Genomic DNA, 18525 nt, shown 5'->3' with positions numbered 1-18525 from the left:
CCGGGCCGGCTATCCGGGCATTCGCCGGACGAATGTCCACTCATCGACCTTGTCGAATGGGTGGCCAGGATCGCGCTCAGGGGTGATCATGAGAGTCCATAAGCGCACTTCCCTGGAGGAGGCACGGGTGGCCGAGACTCTGAAGAAGGGCAGCCGGGTGACCGGCGCCGCGCGCGAGAAGCTCGCGGCGGACCTGAAGAAGAAGTACGACTCCGGTGCGAGTATCCGGGCGCTGGCCGAGGAAACCGGTCGCTCCTATGGATTCGTGCACCGGATGCTCAGCGAGTCCGGAGTGACCCTGCGCGGTCGTGGCGGGGCAACCCGGGGCAAGAAGACGGCTGCGGCCTGAGGTCCGGCGGGCACCCGGCGGCTCTCCGGACGGCGGGACTGGTTACCCTTCGGTAATCACGTTCACGGTCCGCTCGGAGGCGCCCGATGTCCGAAGTGCAGAACCTGCTGGAACGCGACGGGGTCCGGCTCGACCTGGACGACACCGTGGCGTATGTCACCCTGTGCAATGCGGCCAAGCGCAACGCCCAGACGCCCGCCGTGTGGCGGGCCCTGGCCGAGGCGGGACGGCTGCTGCCGGGGCAGGTACGGGTCGTGGTGCTGCGTGCCGAAGGGGTGTCCTTCTCCGCCGGTCTCGACCGGCGGGCGTTCACGCCCGAGGGTTTCGACGGTGAGCCGTCGTTCCTCGATCTCGCGCGCGGCAGCGAACCGGAGCTCGACGCGACGATCGGCGTGTTCCAGGAGGCGTTCACCTGGTGGCGGCGTACCGACCTGATCACGGTTGCCGCCGTCCAGGGCCACGCCATCGGTGCCGGATTCCAGCTCGCGCTGGCCTGCGACCTGCGGGTCTGTGCCGACGACGCGCAGTTCGCCATGCGCGAGACCAGCCTCGGCCTGGTGCCCGACCTGACCGGCAGCAAGCCGCTGGTCGACATGGTCGGCTACGCCCGGGCGCTGGAGATCTGCGTCACCGGCCGCTTCGTGCACGCCGACGAGGCCGAGCGGATCGGCCTGGCCAACCTCGTGGTGCCCGCCGCCGAACTGGGCGACGCGGTGGCCGACCTGGTCTCCGCCCTCCTCGCCCCGCCGCGCGCCGCCGTCATCGAGACCAAGGCGCTGCTGAGCGGCGCGGCCGACCGCGGCGAGCAGGAGCAGTACGGCGCGGAGCGCGCCGCCCAGGGCCGCCGGCTGCGGGACCTGGTGGGCCTGGGGGAGTAGCGGCCCGACGGTCCGGACCTCAGCCGGCCGTCCTGCCCACCACCTCGCCGACGATGTCGGCCGCCGCCTCGGTCACCACCACCGCCGTCAGCACCGGGCCCGGCGCGCCCGGGGCGGCGGCGCGGGCCGCCGCCCCGGCCACCGCGCGGGCGACCTCCAGCGCCCAGTGGCCGGGGGCCACCGCGATCTGCACCTGGACCTGACGGCCCGGCACGTCCTCGGGCGCGGCCAGGTCGCGCACCCGCACGCCGGGGCCGAGGCCGGCCAGCCCGCGGGTCAGCCGCGCCACGCCCGGGACGGCGGTCACCGCCGTCCGTACCGCCGTGGCGGTGTCCGACGGGGCCTCCCGCCCGGGCCCGATCCCCAACTCCTCGTCGTCCGCGGGCCCGTCGGCGCCCTCGAAGGACGCCGGCCCCGCGGCCTCGGCGGAATCCGCCTCGATCAGCCCGGTCACCTGGAGATCCACCGTCCGCACCGCCAGCCCGAGGCGTTCCCGCGCGGTCTGCCAGATCGCCTCCCGCAGCCGGTCCGCCGCCCGGGGCAGCGGTTCGTCCACCGCCGCCTCGAAGGCCGCCTCGACCCGCAGCGGGACGTGCGGCAGCGCGCCGACCGGCGCGGCACCGTACGCCTGCGACACACCGTCACCACCGTCGTCCCCGGCACCGCCGCCGTCCGGCGGATCGGCCAGCGACACGGCGACGTCGCCGAGCCTGATGCCCGGCAGCGACGCGACCGCCTGCCGCAGCGCCCGTACGGTGGCGCGTTCGGTGATCCAGACCGCGTCCGGCGGGGCGCCGAGCGGGAGCAGCCTGCCCAGCGCGATCTGCTCCCGTACCGTCCGGGTCAGTCGGTCCATCGTCACCGGGCATCGCCTTCCGTGCGCCGACCACTCGAACGGGGGGTCGGCTGAACCCTCTGGCCGCATCCCGCCAGCAAGAGCGGGCATGCGCACATAGTGTGGTGCACGGAGCAGCCCAGACGAAGGGACGACGCGCGATGAGCGAGACCACCCAGTACGACCGTCCGGAACCGGAGGGCTCGTCAGGAACGTCTGAGGGCCGGACGTTGGACAAGGGCTCCGCGGGTTCGGGTCGCAAGGCGCTCGGCGACCCGGCGAGCCGCGGCCGCACCACCATCGCCGACGGTGTGGTGGAGAAGATCGCCGGACTCGCCGCGCGTGACGTGGTCGGCGTGCACGCCATGGGCACCGGCCTGTCCCGTACCTTCGGCGCCGTCCGCGACCGGGTGCCGGGCAACAGCCGCTCGGTGACCCGCGGCGTGAAGGCCGAGGTCGGCGAGGTGCAGACCGCGCTCGACCTGGACATCGTGGTGGAGTACGGCGTCTCGATCGTGGAGGTCGCCCGCGCCGTACGGGAGAACGTGATCGCCGCCGTGGAGCGGATGACCGGCCTTGAGGTCGTCGAGGTCAATGTCGCGGTCGGCGATGTGAAGCTGCCCGACGACGAGGACGACGACGACCGTGAGACGCGCGTCCAGTGACGCACTGCCACAGAGTGCCGACGGGGACGCTTGAGGAGACGGAGTGCGCGGGATGAGCATGGCGGTGATCGGACTGGCCGTCGGAATGGCACTGGGATTCGCCGGGTACTTCGGCGGATTCGGGGCCTTTCTACTGGTGGCGGCGCTGGGCGCGGTCGGGTTCGTGGCAGGCAAGTTCCTGGACGGCGACCTGGAGCCCGGGGAGTTCTTCCGTTCGCGCGACCGGGACCGCGACCGCGATCGCGACCGGCGGCGCTGATGGCGGCACCAGCCGTCCCGGACCGGCTGCCCGCCGCCGAGCGCGGTTCGCTGCGGATCGCGGACCGGGTGGTGGCGAAGATCGCCGCGCAGGCGGCCGGTGAGGTGCTGTCCAACGCGCCCGGGTCCGACCTGGTGCCGCCGGACGCGGCCCCGCACGCCTCGGTGTCGGTACGCAGGAACACCGCCCGGCTGCGGCTGGCCCTGGAGATCGGCTACCCCTCCGACATCGGCGGGGTGTGCGGCTCGGTACGCCGCCATGTCACCAGCAGGGTCGAGGCGTTGACCGGCATGGACGTACCCGAGGTGGCCGTGGAGGTCGAGCGGCTGCACTCGGCCGCCGCCCGCCGCAAGGACGAGGGAAGAGTTCAGTGAGCGACAGCACCCCGCCACCGGAGCGGGAGCCGGGCCCGAAGGGGGAGCGGGAGCCGGAGCCGGCGGCCGGTCCCGAGTCCGAGCCCGGCCCCGTGGCGCGTTCGTCCGCCACCCGGGTCCGGCTGGCCAAGGAGCCCGACTCCGAGGGCGTCTACCAGCCCGTGCCGGACGAATCCCCGTACCGCGCCAAGCGGTTCTGGTCCGCCCGCCGGGTGCCCGCCACGCTCACCGCGATCGTCGTCCTCGGCCTTTCCGGACTGTTCCTCTACGACATCTCCGCGGTGCGCGCCGACCGCGAGGCGATGTCCTGGCGGCGCCGGCTCGCCGACGAGCTCGCCACCCGGCACCTGGACGACGTCTGGGTGATCACCGGCGCCGCCGTCGCCGCGGCGCTCGGGCTGTGGCTGATCGTGCTCGCGGCCACCCCCGGCGAGCGGGACGTGCTGCCGATGGCCCGCCGCGGCCGGGCCGGCATCCGCGCCGGACTCGACCGGCGGGCCGCCGAACTGGTGCTGCGCGACCGGGCGATGGAGGTCGCCGGCATCCGCTGGGCCCGGGTCGACGTCGGCCGCCGCAAGGCCAGGATCAGGGCCGCCTCGCACTTCCGCGAGCTCGACGCGGTGCGCGCCGACCTGACCACCGCGCTCGCCGAGGCCGTCAGGCAGCTCGGCCTCGCCCGGCAGCCGCAGCTCAACATCCATGTCCAGCGCGCCGAGAAGAAGGGGTGACCGGGCGATGCGTACCGCGGTGAACCGCGTCCTGCTGGCGCTGGCCGGCCTGGTGCTGCTGGTGGTCGGCCTGTCCGTGCTGGTCGGCAGCCTGGATCTACAGCGGCACTGGAACTTCACGATGCCGCACTGGTGGCCGTTCACCGGCCCCAAGGACGTCCTGCTCACCGCGCACTCCAGGACCCGCTACCGCTCGGACGGCTGGTGGTGGCCGGTGGTCATCGCCGCGCTCGCCGTCATCATGCTGGCCGCCCTGTGGTGGCTGCTCTCGCAGGCGCGGCGGGCGAAGCGGCTGCGGCAGCTGCGGGTGGACAGCGGCGACGGGCAGGGCGCGCTGCTGCGCGGCCGGGCGGTGGAGAACGTGCTCACCGCGGAGTCCAGCGGCTACGAGGGCGTGGAGTGGGCGAACGCCACCCTGACCGGCAAGCGCGGCACCCCGCACGCCCGGCTGGTGCTCGGCCTCGCCCCGCACGCCACGCCTGACGAGGTGGTGGCCGGCCTCGACGCCGAGGTGCTGGAGCGGGCCAGGACGTCGGCGGGCCTGGACGAGCTGCCCGCCGAGGCCAGGCTGCGGGCCGTCAAGCACCGGGCCGCACGGGTGAGCTGACCGGAGATCAGCGGCGGACGGCCCTGAGCCGGCGGACAGTCCCGAGGCCGGCCCGTGGCCCGGCCCCGGCGGCCGTCACACGCCGTGCCGGGCGCCGCCGTCCACCGGCAGCATCACCCCGGTGAGGTAGGAGGCGGCAGGCGACAGCAGGAAGGCCGCCGCCCGGCCGAACTCCTCCGGCGTGCCGTACCGGCGCAGCGGGATCGTCGCACTGCGCCGCTCCTTGGCCTGGCCGGCGTCGCCGCCCAGCGCGTCCAGTTCGCGCAGCCGGTCCGTCTCGATCGCCGACGGCAGCAGGCCGACCACCCGGATGCCGCGCGGCCCGAGCTCGGCCGACAGCGTCTTGGCGACCGAGGCGAGCCCGGGCCGCAGGCCGTTGGAGATCGCGAGGTTCGGGATCGGCTCGTACACGGAGCCTGACAGCACGAAGCCGATCACCCCGCCCTCGCCGAGCACTTCCGCCGCGGCCCTGGCCAGCCGTACCGCGCCCAGGAACACCGAGCTGAAGGCGGCCTGCCACTGCTCGTCGGTGATCGCGGTGGCGCCGCCGGCCGGCGGCCCGCCCACACTGATCAGGATGCCGTCCACCCGGCCGAACCGCTCCCGCGCGGTGCGCAGCAGCAGATCGGCGGTGCCGGGGTCGGCGTTGTCGGCGGCCACGCCCACCGCCTGCCGCGGGCCGCCGAGTTGTTCCGCGGCCTCCCGCACGGTGGCCTCACTGCGGCCGGAGAGCACCAACTTCGCCCCGTCGGCGGCCAGTTCGCGGGCCGCGGCCAGGCCGAGGCCGCGACCGCCGCCGGTGATGACGTACACCCGGTCCCGGAGTCCCAGATCCATGGTTCAGTGCCTCCCGGCGGACAGTGCCAGTGCGGTGTTGACCAGCCCGACATGGCTGAACGCCTGCGGGAAGTTGCCCAGTTGGCGGCCGGCCACCGGGTCCCACTCCTCGGCGAGCAGCCCCACGTCGTTGCGTACCGCGAGCAGCCGCTCGAACAGCTCGGCGGCCTCGTCCGTCCGCCCGGTGGCGTGCAGCGCGTCGGCGAGCCAGAACGAGCAGGCGAGGAAGGCCCCTTCGCCGCCGGGCAGCCCGTCCACCGCGCCGGAGCCCGCGGAGTAGCGGCGGACGAACCCGCCGTGGTCGAGTTCGCGCCGTACCGCCTCCACCGTGCCGATCACCCGCTGGTCGGTCGGCGGCAGGAAGCCGACCTGCGGGATCAGCAGGGTGGCCGCGTCCAGCTCCTGGGAGCCGTAGGACTGGGTGAAGGTGTTGCGCCGCGGGTCGTAGCCCTTCTCGCACACCTCCGCGTGCACCTGGGCGCGCATCGACCGCCAGCGGTCCACGTCGCCGCGCAGCTTCGGCCGGGCCTCGACGGTGCGGACCGCGCGGTCGGCGGCGACCCAGGCCATCACCTTGGAGTGCACGAAGTGCCGGCGCGGGCCGCGTACCTCCCACAGGCCCTCGTCGGGCTCGCGCCACTTGGTCTCCAGGAAGTCCATCAGGGCACGTTGCAGGTTCCAGGCGTGCGTCTCGTCGCCCAGGCCCCGGCTCCTGGCCAGGTGCAGCGAGTCCAGCACCTCGCCGTAGACGTCCAGTTGCAGCTGGCCCGCGGCGGCGTTGCCGATCCTGACCGGCGCGGAGTCCTGGTAGCCCCGCAGCCACGGCACCTCGAACTCCGGCAGCCGGCGCTCGCCCGCGATGCCGTACATGATCTGCAGGTCGGCCGGGTCGCCGGCCACCGCGCGCAGCAGCCAGTCCCGCCAGGCGTGCGCCTCCTGGAGGAAGCCGCCGGCGATCAGCGCGTTCAGCGTCAGGGCGGCGTCCCGCAGCCAGCAGAAGCGGTAGTCCCAGTTGCGCACCCCGCCGATCTCCTCGGGCAGCGAGGTGGTCGCGGCGGCGGCGATGCCGCCGCTGGGCGCGTAGGTGAGCGCCTTGAGGGTGATCAGCGAGCGCAGCACGGCCGACCGCCAGGGACCGCGGTAGCGGCACTGCGCGGACCACTTCTCCCAGTCGTTCAGGCACTGGGTGAGCGCCCCGTAGGGGTCGATCCTGCGGGGCCGCAGCGAGTGCGACGGGTGCCAGGTCAGCACGAAGGCCGCCTGCCGGCCCGCTTCGAGGGTGAAGTCGGCGTGCGTGCGCATGTCCTGGCCGTAGGTGTCGACCGGCGGATCGCTGCGCAGCCACACCGAGTCGGGGCCGGCGATGGCCACGTGGTGGCCGTCGGTGCGCCGCATCCAGGGCACCACGGCCCCGTAGTCGAAGCGCAGCGCCAGCTCGGTGTGCATGTCCACCGTGCCCGAGAGGCACTCCGCGATCCGCATCACGTCGGGTGAACGGTCCCGCTGCGGCATGAAGTCGGTGACCTTGACGGTGCCGGTGGGCGTCTCCCAGTACGTGTCCAGGACGAGGGTGTCGCCGCGGTAGGAGCGGCTGGTGCACTCGGCGGCGCCGGCCGGGGCCAGCCGCCAGCGGCCGTTGTCCTCGTCGCCGAGCAGTGCGGCGAAGCAGGCGGCCGAGTCGAACCGCGGCAGGCAGAGCCAGTCGATGGAGCCGTCCCTGCCCACCAGCGCGGCGGTCTGCAGGTCGCCGATCAGCGCGTAGTCCTCGATACGTCCTGGCACGGTCGTGCGTCGCCGCCTTCTGCTCGGAGGGGCCCGGTTCAGCCCCGGTGGGGCGGGCGCGGCCGTACGGACCGCCCGCGGGTGGAGTGCACAGCGTGCCCGGCGGTGGCTCAGACCGCGACCGGAGTGGCGTCTTCCGGTTCCTGCGGGGCCTCGCCCGCGGCCTTCTTGCGCTGCTCGATCCGCTCCGCGCGCTCCCGGCGCAGCAGCACCACCCAGCCGACCGGGACCATGGCGGAGAACAGCCACCACTGGATCGCGTAGGCCATGTGCGGGCCGATGCTGCTGTGGTCGGGCGCCCCGATCAGGTTCGGCTGGTGCGGGCCGGGCTTCGGGGTGGTGGAGACCAGCTCCATGTAGCCGGAGAGCAGTTTCTCCGGCATGTCGGCCGCCTCGGTGGTGCTGCTGATCAGCATGACCTGCCGGTCGGGCAGGCCCTTGCGGTTGTGGATGCCGGTTTCCGAGGTGGTCTCGTCGGGGCGCAGCCGGCCGGTGACCGTCACCTCGCCCGACGGCGGCGGGGTGATCTTCGGGAACGCGGTCGGGTCGTCGCCGGCCGGGATCCAGCCGCGGTTGACCAGAACGGCCCGGCCGTCGGCGAGCACCAGCGGGGTGATCACGTGGTAGCCGATCTCCTCGCCGCCGCCCGAGTCGTCGTCGGAGCCGTCGTTGCCCGCCGTGCGGTGCCGGGCGACCACCTCGTGCGCGGTGTCGAACCGGCCGGTGGCGCTCACCGAGCGGTACAGATCGCTGTGCGGGAGCACCGCGCCGGGGTGGGTGACCGACTCGACGGGGACCGGCGCGGCCTTCAGCGCGGTCGCGATGATCCGGTTGTTCGCCACCCGGTGCTCATGGCGGTGCAGCTGCCAAAAGCCCAGTCTGATCATCACAGGGATCATGACCAGACCGAGCAGGGTGAGGAACACCCACTGCCGGGACCATAGGAAGCGGTACACCCCACGACGGTACAACTCGGTCCCACGGCGGCTCAGGCGGGGGTGACCGAGCCGATCCGGTCCACGATCCCGGAGCCGCCCTCGGACTTCGCGCAGTGGCCGCCGCAGTACCAGCGGCCGTCCACCTCCACGCCGTGGCCGACGATCCGCACCCGGCAGTGCTCGCAGATCGGGGCCATCCGGTGGATGGCGCACTCGAAGCTGTCGAAGACGTGTACAGCGCCCTGCGCGTGCACTTCGAAGCTCATGACGTAGTCGTTGCCGCAAACCTCACATCGGGCCATGCCTGCACCCTGCGGCCGGGCGACGGCGACGGCAACGCGAACCGCTGGCGGGCTGCCGCAGACCCACCCGAACGGCGGGCCGCCGCCGTCAGCCGTGCACGCCGGAGGCCGGGGTGACGGCTTCGAGCAGCGAGGTGAAGCGCTGCTCGGGGATCACCGGGGTGCCGTACTCGCGGGCCCTGGCCGCCTTGGTGGTGAACGAGTCGGGGTCGTTGGTGACCAGCAGGCTGGTGAGCCGGCTGACACTCGACGCCACATGCAGGCCCGCGTCGGTGGCCCGGTCCTCCAGCAGCTCCCGGTCTGTTCCGGTGTCGCCGGAGAAGGCGACCCGCATGCCCTGCACCAGCGGCCCGTCCGGAGCCAGCCGGCCCGGGTTGGGGTACGGGCAGACCGGCCGCCGGCGGGCCGGGCGCCAGGTGCGGTAGCCGGAGCCGTGGAGGGCGCCGTAGCGCGCGGCCGGGACCGGCGCCGGGTTCTCGGTCCACTCGGTGAGCGGCCGGCAGGCGTGCAGCGGCAGCGGCAGCTCCTCGGCGGCGGCCATGTGCAGGCTGGGCCGGAACGCCTCGGCCAGCACCCGGGCGTCGTCGAGCGCGTGGTGCGCCCTGCGCTGCCGCACCCCGTAGTGCGCGGCAAGTGACGCCAACTTGTGGTTGGCCAGCGGCAGTCGCAGCTCCTTGGCCAGCACGATGGTGCACAGCCGGTGCTCGACCGGTGCGGCCGACCGGGCCCTGGCGTACTCGCGGGCCAGCATCGACCAGTCGAAGACCGCGTTGTGCGCCACCAGCACCCGGCCCGCCAGCCGTTCGGCCAGTTCGGCGGCGATCTCGGGGAAGAGCGGGGCGTCGGCGAGCATCGCGCCGGTGAGGCCGTGGATCCACACCGGACCGGGGTCGCGCTCCGGGTTGACCGGCGAGTACCAGTGGTCCTGCACCTCACCGCGGGAGTCGAGCCGGTACACCGCGGCGGACACTATCCGGTCGTCCCTGCCGAGTCCGGTGGTCTCCACGTCGACCACTGCGTAGCCGTCGGGGTAGCCGGAAGGCCACGGGGACGGCGGAGGCGGCTCGGTCAGGTTGTCCAGCATGGTCATTGAGGATACGGCTCGGCACCGACAGCTCCCCGGCGGCTCCCGCGTGTTGACGTCCGCGGCGGCACCCGGCCCTCGCCCATTTCAACAAACTGTTGCACAATGGCCGGATCGCGTACGCTGCGCGCAAAGCCGGGGCCGGCCGCACTGTCGGCACCTGGACATACGCTGGAAGGACGGCGGCGCCCTTCGCGCCACCCCAGGCAGGGAAGGAGCAGCCCGTGCTCATCGACACGTACGGACGCGTGGCCACCGACCTGCGGGTCTCGCTCACCGACCGGTGCAACCTGCGCTGCACGTACTGCATGCCGGAGGAGGGCCTGCAGTGGCTGGCCAAGCCCGACCTGCTGACCGATGACGAGATCGTCCGGATGGTGCGGATAGCGGTCACTGACCTCGGCGTCCGGCATGTCCGCTTCACCGGCGGCGAGCCGCTGCTGCGGCCGGGCCTGGTCGGCATCGTGCGGCGCTGCGCCGAACTGGAGCCGCGCCCCAAGCTCTCGCTGACCAGCAACGGGATCGGGCTGGCCCGCACCGCCCAGGCGCTGCGCGAGGCCGGGCTCGACCGGATCAACGTCTCGCTGGACACCCTGCGCCCCGAGGTCTTCAAGACCCTCACCCGCCGCGACCGGCACCATGACGTGATCGCCGGGCTGGCCGCGGCGAGCGCCGCCGGACTGGCCCCGGTGAAGGTCAACACCGTGCTGATGCGCGGGATCAACGACGGCGAGGCGCCCGACCTGCTGCGCTGGGTCGTGCGGAACGACTACGAGCTGCGCTTCATCGAGCAGATGCCGCTGGACGCCCAGCACGGCTGGCAGCGCACCGACATGGTCACCGCGCAGGAGATACTCACCGCGCTGGGCGAGCAGTTCACGCTCACTCCCGAGGGCGAGTCGGTACGCGGCTCCGCCCCGGCCGAACGCTGGCTGGTGGACGGCGGCCCGGCCCGCGTCGGCGTGATCGGCTCGGTCACCCGCCCGTTCTGCCGGGCCTGCGACCGCACCCGGCTGACCGCCGACGGCCAGGTGCGGGACTGCCTGTTCGCCCGCACCGAGACCGACCTGCGCACAGCGCTGCGCTCCGGCGCCGACGACGCCCGGATGGCCGAGCTGTGGCGGGCGGCGATGTGGGGCAAGAAGGCCGGCTCCGGGCTGGACGACCCGGCGTTCCTCCAGCCGGACCGCCCGATGTCAGCCATCGGCGGCTGAGCCGCCGCCCTCCGCGGTTCCGCCGGTCCCGGCCGTCCCGGTGGTCCCGTCGGCCTCGGTGGCCGGACCGCCCGCCGGTGTCCCCGCGTGCGACTCCCACTGCGCGAGCGGCACCACGCCCTTGAGGAAGCCCCGCATCCCGAGGAACTGCGACAGGTGCTCGCGGTGCTCGTCGCAGGCCAGCCAGGTCTTGCGCCGCTCCGGCGTATGGATCTTGGGGTTGTTCCAGGCCAGCACCCATACGGCGGCGGTGCGGCAGTCCTTGGCCGAGCAGATCGGCGGCTCGTCGGTGTTCACAGGGTTCACGGACCCAGTAAACATGGCGACGCCGGGCAGCCACGGGGGGAGCCGCCCGGCGTCGGTCCGTCGCTCCGACGGGGGATGCGGAGCGCGTACGAAGTATGTCATGCGGCCAAGCGCTCGCGGGAGGGAAACCCCATGATTGATCTGAGGTTTTCTTGAGGTTCGGTACAACGTGTGTGGGACCTGTCGGTCAGCGGGACTCGGAGTGCTCCGCCGTCGGCTCCCAGCCGGCCTCCGCCGCGGATTCCGCCGTCTCCGCCTTCTCGACGTTCGTCGGCTCGAGGGCCGGGCGGACCGGCGGCGGAATGTAGGAGGAGGGCGCCTGCGGCGCGTTCTCCCGGCCCGCGTTGGCGTAGACCACCGCCACGTACGGCAGCGCGAAGCCCAGCACCAGCATCGCCCAGGCCAGCGGCCGTTCCACGTTCCACAGCACCACGGTGAGGATCACCGAGAGGGTGCGGATCGACATCGAGATGATGTACCGCCGCTGCCTACCGCGTACGTCCTCGGTCAGCCCGGTGCGTGCCCCGGAGATCTGGAAGACCTCAGGCCCGTCCTGCTTCCGCATCGCCATCCACCGCCCGCTCTTCAGGCCCGGCTGCCCTGTCCACAGGTCGCAGCGCCCGCCCGGCATCGTCACCACGGTACGCCGCGGGCACCCCGATCAGCAGGGCGGGTACCGGCCGCGTTGCGGCGCGGGGAGCGGGCCGTCCTGCGGACGGCCCGCTCCGACATGCGGCGTAGTGGAGCCGGGCGGAGACTGACGGCACGAGTGCCGGGCTCCGCCCGGACGCGAGGAGGCGAGTGACATGGGTTGGTTGTGGGCGATCATCGTCGGTCTGGTCCTTGGTCTGATCGCCAAGGCGATCCTGCCGGGCAAGCAGGCGCTGCCGCTGTGGGCCACGGTCATCTGCGGTATGGGCGGCAGCGTGCTCGGTAACGCCGTGTCCACCTGGATGGGCGTCAACGACACCAAGGGGTTCGACTGGACCCGGCATGTGCTCCAGCTGATCGGCGCGGTCGTCGTGGTGGCGATCGGTGACGCCCTCTGGTCGATGATGAAGGGCAGGAACCGCAGCACCACCCGGGCCTGACCGGGCCCCGGCCCTGACCGGACCGCCCGGCCGGACCGGGCCCCGGCCCTGGCCGGCGCAGGTCAGGGCTGGTGCCGCAGCCACCGCGGCGGCACCAGGTCGGTCAGCCAGACCCCGTTCGCGCTGACCCGGAACGTGTGGCCGGCCGCGGCCAGCCCCGCCGCGTCCACCACGAGCACCGCGGGACGGCCGTGCCGGGCACCGACCCGTACGGCCGTCTCCAGATCGGCCGACAGGTGCACGTCCTGCCGGGACATCGGCTTGAGCCCCTCGCGCAGGATCAGTGGCAGCGTGGCCGTCGCGGTGCCGTGGTACAGCACCGCCGGGGGAGTGGCGGCGGGCAGGCCGAGCTCCACCTGGACCGAGTGGCCCTGGCTGGCCCGTATCCGCCGGCCGTCATCCGAATAGGCGAACCGCTTCTTGTTGTTGTTCGCCACCACGTGGTCGAGCTCGGCCCGGGAGAAGCGACGGCCGCGGGCGGCGCACGCGGCGATCAGCACGTCCACGTCCACCCACCCGGCCTCGTCGAGGGTGATGCCGACCGCCTCCGGCTGGTGCCGCAGCACCAGCGACAGGAACTTCGACACCTTCACCGCGCGCTTCTCGTCGGGCATCACCGTCAGACCCCCTGGCTGACCGAGCTCATGTTGAAGTCCGGGATCCGCAGCGCGGGCGCCGCCGCGCGGGTGAAGTAGTCGCTCCACTCGCGCGGCAGGGTGCGCTCGGTGCGGCCGGCCTCGGTGGCCCGGCCCAGCAGGTCCACCGGGGACTCGTTGAACCTGAAGTTGTTGACCACCCCGCTGACCTCGCCGTTCTCCACCAGATAGACGCCGTCCCTGGTCAGGCCGGTGAGCAGCAGGGTGGCCGGATCGACCTCGCGGATGTACCACAGGCAGGTCAGCAGCAGGCCGCGCTCGGTGGCCGCGACCATCTCGTCCAGCGACTTGCCGCTGCCGCCGTCCAGCACCAGATTGTCCGGGGCCGGGGTGGCCGGCAGCCCGGTGAGCCCGGCGCCGTGCCGGGTGGCCGGCAGCCGTTGCAGGGTGCCCTCGCGGATCCAGTCCACCGGTTCGACCGGCAGCCCGTTGTCGAACACCGAGGCGTTCTCCTCCGAGGCGTGCGCGATCACGAACGGCGCCGACTCCAGGCCGGGTTCCGCCGGGTCGCCGCGCAGGGTCAGCGGCAGCGGGGACAGCTTCTCGCCGACCCGGGTGCCGCCGCCCCCGCCCTTCTTGCTGAAGACCGTGCGGCCCTCGGCCGCGTCCCGAGCGCCGGACGACCAGAGCTGGTAGATCATCAGATCGGCGACGGCCGACGGCGGCAGCAGCGTCTCGTACCGCCCGGCGGGCAGCTCGATCCGGCGCTCGGCCCAGGCCAGCCGGCGGGCCAGGTCGGTGTCCAGCGCCCGCGGGTCGACGTCGGTGAAGTCCCGGGTGGCCGCGCCCGCCCAGGCCGAGCGGGTGCCGTCCGGGGACTTGGCGTTGACCTCAAGGGTGCCGGTCGGCTGGTCGTGCCGCAGCCGCAGCCCGGTGGAGCTGCCCAGATACGTCGAGGTCAGCGCGTGGAAGGCGAAGCCGTACAGCTCCCGGCCCGCGGAGCCGGCCGCGGCGAACGCCTCGCCGAGCGCGGGGGCGAAGGCCGCGAACACCTCGGAGTTGGTCTCGGCCGGTGACTCGGTGAAGTCCGCCGACGCCTGGCCGCCCCGCACCAGCGGCTGCGCGTCCTCGGCCGGGCCGGCCTCACGGGCGGCCGCCTCGGCGGCGCGCACAAGCGGTTCGAGGTCGTCGGCGGTGACCGCGGACCTGGACACCACACCCGAGGCGGTGCCCTTCCCGCCGTCCACGGTGGCGATCACCGTCAGCCGGCGGCCCCTGGTGACGCCGTTGGTGGTCAGCGCGTTGCGCGCCCAGCGCAGGTTCGCGCTGGACTCCTCGTCGGCGATCACCACGCAGCCGTCCGCGGTGGACAGCGCGAGCGCCCGCTCGACGATCTCGTGCGGCTTCGTCGTCGTCCCGCTCATCGCCCGGCCTCCTGGGTGGTGTTGAGAATGCTGACGCCACGGAACAGCGCCGACGGGCAGCCGTGGCTGACCGCCGCGACCTGGCCCGGCTGGGCCTTGCCGCAGTTGAACGCGCCGCCGAGCACATAGGTCTGCGGGCCGCCGACGGTCTCCATCGAGCCCCAGAAGTCGGTGGTGGTCGCCTGGTAGGCGACGTCCTTGAGCTGCCCGGCCAGCCGGCCGTTCTCGATCCGGAAGAACCGCTGCCCGGTGAACTGGAAGTTGTAGCGCTGCATGTCGATCGACCACGAGCGGTCGCCGACCACGTAGATGCCGCGCTCCACGCCGCCGATCAGCTCCTCGGTCGAGGGGCCGTCAGGGGCCGGCTGCAGCGAGACGTTGGCCATCCGCTGGACCGGCACATGGCCGGGGGAGTCGGCGTAGGCGCAGCCGTTGGAGCGCTCGAAGCCGGTCAGCCGGGCGATCCTGCGATCCAGCTGGTAGCCGACCAGGACGCCGTCCTTGACCAGGTCCCAGGACTGGCCCGCCACCCCCTCGTCGTCGAAGCCGATCGTGGACAGGCCGTGTTCGACGGTGCGGTCGCCCGTCACGTTCATCTGCTGCGAGCCGTACGTGAGCGAGCCGAGCTTGTCGAAGGTGGCGAACGAGGTGCCCGCGTACGCCGCCTCGTAGCCCAGCGCGCGGTCGAGCTCGGTGGCGTGGCCGATCGACTCGTGGATCGTCAGCCACAGGTTGGACGGGTCGACCACCAGGTCGTAGCTGCCCGCCTCGACGGAGGGCGCGCGCATCTTCTCGGCCAGCAGCTCGGGAATCCGGGCCAGTTCGCTGTCCCAGTCCCAGCCGGTGCCGGTCAGGTACTCCCAGCCGCGGCCGGCCGGCGGCGCCAGGGTGCGCATCGAGTCGAACGCGCCGTCGTCGCCGATCGAGGTGGCGGTCAGCGCCGGGTGCAGCCTGACCCGCTGCTGGGTGGTCGTGGTGCCGGCGGTGTCGGCGTAGAACTTGTTCTCGTGGACGGTCATCAGCCCGGCGTCCGCGTGGGTCACGCCGTCGGCGGCGAGCAGCCGGGCGCTCCAGTCGGCGAGCAGCGCCGTCTTGTCCGCGTCCGGCACCGTGAACGGGTCGATCTCGTACGAGGACACCCACACCTGGTCGGCGTGCACCGGCTCCTCGGCCAGCTCCACCCGCCCGCCGCCGGCCGAGCCGGCCGCCGCGATCACCTTCGCCGACAGCTTCGCCATGGCCACCGCCTGGGCGGCCACCCGCGCCGCCGCGTCCATCGTCAGGTCCACCCCCGACGCGAACCCCCAGGCGCCGCCGTGCACCACCCGGACCGCGTAGCCCAGGTCCGTGGTGTCGGAGCTGCCCGCCGGGCGGGCGTCCCGCAGCCGCCACTCGGCGGTGCGCACCCGCTCCAGGCGGAAGTCCGCGTGGTCGGCGCCCAGCGCGCGGGCCCGGGCGAGCGCCGCGTCGGCGAGCGCCCGCGTCGGCAGCGCCAGGAATGACTGATCGACCTCATGAGGCACGGCGAACTTCCCCTTTTCCCGTTCGGCTGGTCCGGCTTCGACAGGTAACGGCAGTGAACCACGTCGCACCGACACCGGGCCGTACGTTTTCCACCGGCCAATGACGTAAGGGGCCTTGAGGTTGGTCTAGGCCAATCCTATGCTCATAGGACTGTCAGGTCTCTGCCAACTCTCGGCTAGGAGTCCCCCCACATGTCAGTACGTCACAAAGCCGCCGCAGGCGGCGTGATCGGCGCCGCCGCCCTGGCGATCGCCGGCCTCACCCCCGTCACCGCGAGCGCGCACGGAGCGCTCAACACCCCCGTCAGCCGGATCTCCGCCTGCTACGCGGAAGGCCCCGAGCACCCCGTCTCGCAGGTCTGCAAGGACCTCGTCGCCGACAGCGGCACCCAGCCGCTGTACGACTGGAACGAGGTCAACATCGCCAACGCCAACGGCCAGAGCCGGACGATCATCCCCGACGGCCACCTCTGCTCCGCCGACCGCGACAAGTACCGGGCGCTGGACTGGGCCCGCACCGACTGGCCGGCCACCCCGGTCACGGCCGGCACCAAGAGCATCAGCTTCCGGGTGACCGCACCGCACCGCGGCACCATGACGCTCTACATCACCAAGGCGGGCTACGACCCGACCAAGCCGCTCAAGTGGTCGGACCTGGACGACACGCCGATCGCCGTCTACAACACCGCCAACACCGAGACCAGCGGCTACTACACCTTCAACGCCACGCTGCCGGCCAGGACCGGCCGCCAGTTGATCTACCAGGTGTGGCAGCGCAGCGACAGCCCCGAGGCGTTCTACGGCTGCGCGGATGTCGTCTTCGGCCAGACCGGCCAGGCGGCCGCCGCCGCGGCACCCCAGGCGCCCACCGACGCGCAGATCGCCGCCGGCGCGTCCAGGTCGACCGTCAGCCACCACGGCCACGGCGGTGACACGGCCGTCACCTCGGCCACCGCCGACCTTCCGACCAGCGACGTGGCGGCCACCCGGCCGGCCGTCGCAACCCTGGAGACCGCGCTGTCGGGCAGCGCCGTGCTGGCCGCCGGAGCCGTCGGGCTGCTGTTCTACAGCCGCCGCCGGTCCGCCGCCCGCAGCAAGGGCTGACGGCGTCCACTGTAGGAATCCCACAGGGACCGGCCGACCGGCCTGTCGGGGCCGATTCCCCGGATCGGTGCGCGGACCGATAGCTTTTCACGGAGATACTCACGACTGAGGAGTGATCCGTTGAGCCGCTCGGTTCTCGTCACCGGAGGAAACCGGGGCATCGGCCTCGCCATCGCCCGGGCATTCGCAGAGGCGGGCGACAAGGTCGCCATCACCTACCGCTCGGGAGAGCCGCCCGCCGAGCTGACCGAGCTCGGCGTGCTGCCGGTGCGGTGCGACATCACCGACACCGAGCAGGTCGAGCAGGCCTACAAGGAGATCGAGGACAAGCACGGCACCGTGGAGGTGCTGGTCGCCAACGCCGGCATCACCAAGGACCAGCTGCTGATGCGGATGTCGGAGGAGGACTTCACCTCCGTACTCGACACCAACCTCACCGGCACCTTCCGGGTGGTCAAGCGCGCCAACCGCGGGATGCTGCGCGCCAAGAAGGGCCGGGTCGTCCTGGTGTCCTCGGTGGTCGGGCTGCTCGGCTCGGCCGGCCAGGCCAACTACGCCGCCTCCAAGGCCGGCCTGGTCGGCTTCGCCCGCTCGCTGGCCCGCGAACTCGGCTCGCGCAACATCACGTTCAACGTCGTCGCGCCCGGTTTCGTGGACACCGACATGACCCGGGCGCTCACCGACGAGCAGCGCGCGGACATCGTCGCCCAGGTGCCGCTCGGCCGCTACGCGCAGACGGCGGAGATCGCCGCGGCGGTGCGCTTCCTGGCGTCCGACGACGCCTCGTACATCACTGGAGCCGTCATTCCCGTTGACGGCGGATTGGGCATGGGTCACTGATCACCATGAGCGGAATCCTCGACGGCAAGCGCATCCTCATCACGGGTGTGCTGATGGAGTCCTCCATCGCCTTCCACACCGCCAGGCTGGCCCAGGAGCAGGGTGCCGAGATCATCCTGACCGCCTTCCCGCGGCCCACCCTCACCGAGCGGATCGCCAGGAAGCTGCCCAAGCCGGCCAAGGTCATCGAGCTCGACGTGACCGACGCCGAGCACCTGGGGCGGCTCGAAGGGCTGGTCCGCGAGGAGCTCGGCGGCCTCGACGGTGTCGTGCACTCCATCGGCTTCGCCCCGCAGGACGCGCTCGGCGGCAACTTCCTCAACACTCCGTTCGAGTCCGTCGCCACCGCGATGCACGTCTCGGCCTTCTCGCTGAAGTCGCTCACCATGGCCTGCCTGCCGCTGATGACCGATGGCGGCGCGGTCGTCGGCCTCACCTTCGACGCGCAGTTCGCCTGGCCGCAGTACGACTGGATGGGCCCGGCCAAGGCGGCCCTCGAAGCCACCTCCCGCTACCTGGCCCGCGACCTGGGCAAGCAGAACGTGCGCTGCAACCTCATCTCGGCCGGACCGATCGGCTCGATGGCCGCCAAGTCCATCCCCGGCTTCACCGACCTCGCGGACGTCTGGAACCACCGCTCCCCGCTGGAGTGGGACATGTCCGACCCGGAGCCGGCCGGCCGCGGCGTGGTGGCGCTGCTCTCCGACTGGTTCCCGAAGACGACGGGCGAGATCGTCCACGTGGACGGCGGAGTGCACGCCATCGGCGCGTAGCCGCCTGCGGCGCGCT

22 protein-coding genes and 1 pseudogene are annotated in these 18525 nt (G+C 72.8%); 12 read left to right on the top strand and 11 right to left on the bottom strand.

From position 1 onward, the window contains the following. Positions 1-127 precede the first annotated feature (127 nt). Together ACQPW6_RS07055 and ACQPW6_RS07050 are read left to right on the top strand one after the other, a co-directional pair. Entirely contained in the window at positions 128-349 is a 222-nt protein-coding gene (locus ACQPW6_RS07055; protein ID WP_433888673.1) for a helix-turn-helix domain-containing protein, read from the top strand. Between the two features lie 86 nt (positions 350-435). After that, the gene (locus ACQPW6_RS07050) at positions 436-1227 is read left to right on the top strand and encodes an enoyl-CoA hydratase/isomerase family protein (RefSeq protein WP_433888672.1); all 792 of its coding nucleotides are present in this window, start codon (positions 436-438) and stop codon (positions 1225-1227) included. A gap of 19 nt (positions 1228-1246) precedes the next feature. Here the strand turns inward: ACQPW6_RS07050 and ACQPW6_RS07045 are convergent, their stop codons facing one another. Continuing rightward, the gene (locus ACQPW6_RS07045) at positions 1247-2089 is read right to left on the bottom strand and encodes a hypothetical protein (protein WP_433888671.1); all 843 of its coding nucleotides are present in this window, start codon (positions 2087-2089) and stop codon (positions 1247-1249) included. Between the two features lie 134 nt (positions 2090-2223). Between ACQPW6_RS07045 and ACQPW6_RS07040 the strand changes: the two genes are divergently transcribed. From ACQPW6_RS07040 to amaP, 5 genes are read left to right on the top strand one after another with little or no spacing between them, the layout of a single operon-like run. Beyond that, positions 2224-2727 carry an Asp23/Gls24 family envelope stress response protein gene (locus ACQPW6_RS07040; RefSeq protein WP_433888670.1) on the top strand — a complete coding sequence of 168 codons (504 nt, stop codon included), beginning with the start codon at positions 2224-2226 and terminating at the stop codon, positions 2725-2727. Between the two features lie 52 nt (positions 2728-2779). Next, positions 2780-2986, top strand: a complete 207-nt coding sequence (locus ACQPW6_RS07035) for a hypothetical protein (protein ID WP_433888669.1) — start codon at positions 2780-2782, stop codon at positions 2984-2986. Next, a complete protein-coding gene (locus tag ACQPW6_RS07030) occupies positions 2986-3360 on the top strand; it encodes an Asp23/Gls24 family envelope stress response protein (RefSeq protein ID WP_433888668.1) in 375 nt (124 codons plus the stop codon). Before ACQPW6_RS07035 ends, ACQPW6_RS07030 begins: the two co-directional genes overlap by 1 nt. Then, on the top strand, positions 3357-4088 hold the full coding sequence (locus tag ACQPW6_RS07025; protein ID WP_433888667.1) for a DUF6286 domain-containing protein: 732 nt from the start codon (positions 3357-3359) through the stop codon (positions 4086-4088). The genes ACQPW6_RS07030 and ACQPW6_RS07025 overlap by 4 nt, the downstream gene beginning before the upstream one ends. Before the next feature lie 7 nt (positions 4089-4095). Next, the gene (gene amaP / locus ACQPW6_RS07020; protein WP_433888666.1) at positions 4096-4695 is read left to right on the top strand and encodes an alkaline shock response membrane anchor protein AmaP; all 600 of its coding nucleotides are present in this window, start codon (positions 4096-4098) and stop codon (positions 4693-4695) included. Positions 4696-4770: 75 nt separating this feature from the next. Here the strand turns inward: amaP and ACQPW6_RS07015 are convergent, their stop codons facing one another. The 5 genes from ACQPW6_RS07015 to ACQPW6_RS06995 form a co-directional block, all read right to left on the bottom strand. Then, entirely contained in the window at positions 4771-5532 is a 762-nt protein-coding gene (locus ACQPW6_RS07015; RefSeq protein WP_433888665.1) for an SDR family oxidoreductase, read from the bottom strand. Between the two features lie 3 nt (positions 5533-5535). After that, positions 5536-7314, bottom strand: a complete 1779-nt coding sequence (locus ACQPW6_RS07010; RefSeq protein ID WP_433888664.1) for a glycoside hydrolase family 15 protein — start codon at positions 7312-7314, stop codon at positions 5536-5538. Positions 7315-7424: 110 nt separating this feature from the next. Then, entirely contained in the window at positions 7425-8270 is an 846-nt protein-coding gene (locus ACQPW6_RS07005) for an SURF1 family cytochrome oxidase biogenesis protein (RefSeq protein ID WP_433888663.1), read from the bottom strand. Between the two features lie 32 nt (positions 8271-8302). Continuing rightward, positions 8303-8554: a hypothetical protein gene (locus ACQPW6_RS07000; protein ID WP_433888662.1), complete on the bottom strand. Its 252-nt coding sequence runs from the start codon at positions 8552-8554 to the stop codon at positions 8303-8305. Positions 8555-8642: 88 nt separating this feature from the next. Continuing rightward, entirely contained in the window at positions 8643-9644 is a 1002-nt protein-coding gene (locus ACQPW6_RS06995; protein ID WP_433888661.1) for a DEDDh family exonuclease, read from the bottom strand. 218 nt (positions 9645-9862) lie between these two features. Between ACQPW6_RS06995 and moaA the strand changes: the two genes are divergently transcribed. Beyond that, positions 9863-10852 (top strand): GTP 3',8-cyclase MoaA, encoded by a 990-nt coding sequence (gene moaA / locus ACQPW6_RS06990; RefSeq protein WP_433888660.1) that lies wholly within the window; start codon positions 9863-9865, stop codon positions 10850-10852. A gap of 78 nt (positions 10853-10930) precedes the next feature. Here the strand turns inward: moaA and ACQPW6_RS06985 are convergent. Both ACQPW6_RS06985 and ACQPW6_RS06980 read right to left on the bottom strand, forming a co-directional pair. Then, positions 10931-11173 (bottom strand): annotated as a pseudogene (locus ACQPW6_RS06985) (hypothetical protein); the annotation flags it as partial. Between the two features lie 172 nt (positions 11174-11345). Next, positions 11346-11723, bottom strand: coding sequence for a DUF3099 domain-containing protein (locus ACQPW6_RS06980; RefSeq protein ID WP_433894448.1), 378 nt, complete (start codon positions 11721-11723; stop codon positions 11346-11348). Positions 11724-11964: 241 nt separating this feature from the next. Here ACQPW6_RS06980 and ACQPW6_RS06975 point away from each other — a divergent pair, with 241 nt between their 5' ends. Then, complete coding sequence (locus ACQPW6_RS06975; RefSeq protein WP_433888659.1) at positions 11965-12249, top strand: GlsB/YeaQ/YmgE family stress response membrane protein; 285 nt, start codon at positions 11965-11967, stop codon at positions 12247-12249. 62 nt (positions 12250-12311) lie between these two features. Here ACQPW6_RS06975 and ACQPW6_RS06970 read toward each other — a convergent pair whose 3' ends face one another. From ACQPW6_RS06970 to ACQPW6_RS06960, 3 genes are read right to left on the bottom strand one after another with little or no spacing between them, the layout of a single operon-like run. Beyond that, positions 12312-12863 (bottom strand): RNA 2'-phosphotransferase, encoded by a 552-nt coding sequence (locus ACQPW6_RS06970; RefSeq protein ID WP_433888658.1) that lies wholly within the window; start codon positions 12861-12863, stop codon positions 12312-12314. A 5-nt stretch (positions 12864-12868) separates the two neighbouring features. Beyond that, a complete protein-coding gene (locus tag ACQPW6_RS06965) occupies positions 12869-14269 on the bottom strand; it encodes a metallopeptidase TldD-related protein (RefSeq protein WP_433888657.1) in 1401 nt (466 codons plus the stop codon). After that, positions 14266-15792, bottom strand: a complete 1527-nt coding sequence (locus ACQPW6_RS06960; RefSeq protein ID WP_433888656.1) for a TldD/PmbA family protein — start codon at positions 15790-15792, stop codon at positions 14266-14268. Before ACQPW6_RS06960 ends, ACQPW6_RS06965 begins: the two co-directional genes overlap by 4 nt. A gap of 192 nt (positions 15793-15984) precedes the next feature. Here ACQPW6_RS06960 and ACQPW6_RS06955 point away from each other — a divergent pair, with 192 nt between their 5' ends. The 3 genes from ACQPW6_RS06955 (at position 15985) to fabI (ending at position 18509) form a co-directional block, all read left to right on the top strand. Then, the gene (locus ACQPW6_RS06955; RefSeq protein ID WP_433888655.1) at positions 15985-16896 is read left to right on the top strand and encodes a lytic polysaccharide monooxygenase auxiliary activity family 9 protein; all 912 of its coding nucleotides are present in this window, start codon (positions 15985-15987) and stop codon (positions 16894-16896) included. Between the two features lie 120 nt (positions 16897-17016). Then, positions 17017-17736: a 3-oxoacyl-[acyl-carrier-protein] reductase gene (gene fabG / locus ACQPW6_RS06950; RefSeq protein ID WP_433888654.1), complete on the top strand. Its 720-nt coding sequence runs from the start codon at positions 17017-17019 to the stop codon at positions 17734-17736. A gap of 5 nt (positions 17737-17741) precedes the next feature. Then, positions 17742-18509: an enoyl-ACP reductase FabI gene (gene fabI, locus ACQPW6_RS06945; RefSeq protein WP_433888653.1), complete on the top strand. Its 768-nt coding sequence runs from the start codon at positions 17742-17744 to the stop codon at positions 18507-18509. Positions 18510-18525: the final 16 nt, after the last annotated feature.

This window comes from Streptomyces sp. CA-111067 (genome assembly GCF_050956065.1).
GTDB lineage: Bacteria > Actinomycetota > Actinomycetes > Streptomycetales > Streptomycetaceae > Actinacidiphila.
Note: the sequence above shows the minus strand (reverse complement) of the source record. Positions and strands in the feature narration are given on the sequence as shown.